This window comes from Pelomonas margarita (assembly GCF_043555875.1).
Classification (GTDB): Bacteria; Pseudomonadota; Gammaproteobacteria; order Burkholderiales; family Burkholderiaceae_C; genus Pelomonas; species Pelomonas margarita.
Window position 1 is genome coordinate 1 of the sequence record NZ_JBIGHW010000054.1, and the last position, 955, is coordinate 955.

A 955-nucleotide genomic window follows, 5' to 3' on the forward strand; every position below is an offset into this window, starting at 1 on the left:
CTGGCCTCGTCCTCGGCCAGGGCTTCGGCGAACAGCAGCCGCTGCGCGGCGGTCATGGCCTCGGTCTTGGCGTCGAACTGCCAGCGGCGCAACCGGGCAAGCTCGAAGTTGAGCTTGTCGATCTTGGCTTGCGCCAAGGTGAGCTCACTGCCACGGCGGGCCAGTTCCTGCGCGTCGGCCTTCGCCTGTTGCTGCAGCCGCTCGATCAGCGCGGCCACCTCGGTCGGCAGGCTCGTCAGATCAATGGCGGTGGCAGCTTCGCTGGACATGCGCAGCATGGTGCCGCATCGAACCTCGGCCGCCCATTGGCGATTGCGCTGTCAACCAACCGCAAGTGCCGGGCGGGTCACCCGTGACGCTCAGGCGCGGCGGATCGTGGCCAGCTCACCCAGACGCTGCCAGGGCAGTCCGAGGGTCAGGGCCTCGAATTGCTGGGCGCTGAGCTGCAAGGCCGGGGCCGCCGAGCCCGGCTCGCCGGCATGCCAGACGAAGCGGCCGGCATGCAGCCGGCGCGTGGCGCACCACACGCCGAAGCCGTCGTGCACGAGCAGCTTGATGCGGCTGGCGCGCGCATTGGCGAACAGGTAGCCGTGGTGGGCGCGTGCCTCGCCGAGTGTGTTGACGACGGCCGTCAGCAACCGGTCGGCGCCGGCGCGCATGTCCTGGGGCTGGCTGCACAGCCACAGGGCGTCGATGCGGATCATTCCTTGAGCGCCGTGGCGGCGAGTTCGCCCAGCCAGGCGGCACACGAGTCGGCCTGCGTCGACGGCCAGCGCACGCTCAGCCGCGTGTCGCCCCGGTTGAGTTCGACGTGGATGTCGGAGGGCGCGGGCGCTGAGGCGGGGTCAGTGGCCGTCGCCTCGGGCGCAAGCGCCACAGGAATGAACTGCAGCGCCGCAGCTGTCGGCGGCGTCACGGCTGCAGGCATGGGAGCCACGGTCCTCGGTGCAGACAG

Annotated in this window: 2 protein-coding genes and 1 pseudogene; all 3 read right to left on the bottom strand. The window is 70.7% G+C overall.

Going from position 1 to position 955, the window contains the following annotated elements; translation table 11 throughout:
* Nucleotides 1-278 (bottom strand): transposase (locus ACG0Z3_RS23185; protein WP_394402419.1); only part of this gene is annotated, 278 nt, incomplete at its 3' end.
* An 81-nt stretch (nucleotides 279-359) separates the two neighbouring features.
* On the bottom strand, nucleotides 360-704 hold the full coding sequence (tnpB, locus tag ACG0Z3_RS23190) for an IS66 family insertion sequence element accessory protein TnpB (protein WP_268153717.1): 345 nt from the start codon (nucleotides 702-704) through the stop codon (nucleotides 360-362).
* Nucleotides 701-955, bottom strand: a pseudogene (locus ACG0Z3_RS23195) (hypothetical protein); the annotation flags it as partial. The pseudogene ACG0Z3_RS23195 and the gene tnpB, both read right to left, overlap by 4 nt.

Excerpts from the sequence above, each read along its gene's own strand:
- tnpB (WP_268153717.1), bottom strand. The coding sequence starts at position 704 with ATGATCCGCATCGACGCCCTGTGGCTGTGCAGCCAGCCCCAGGACATG.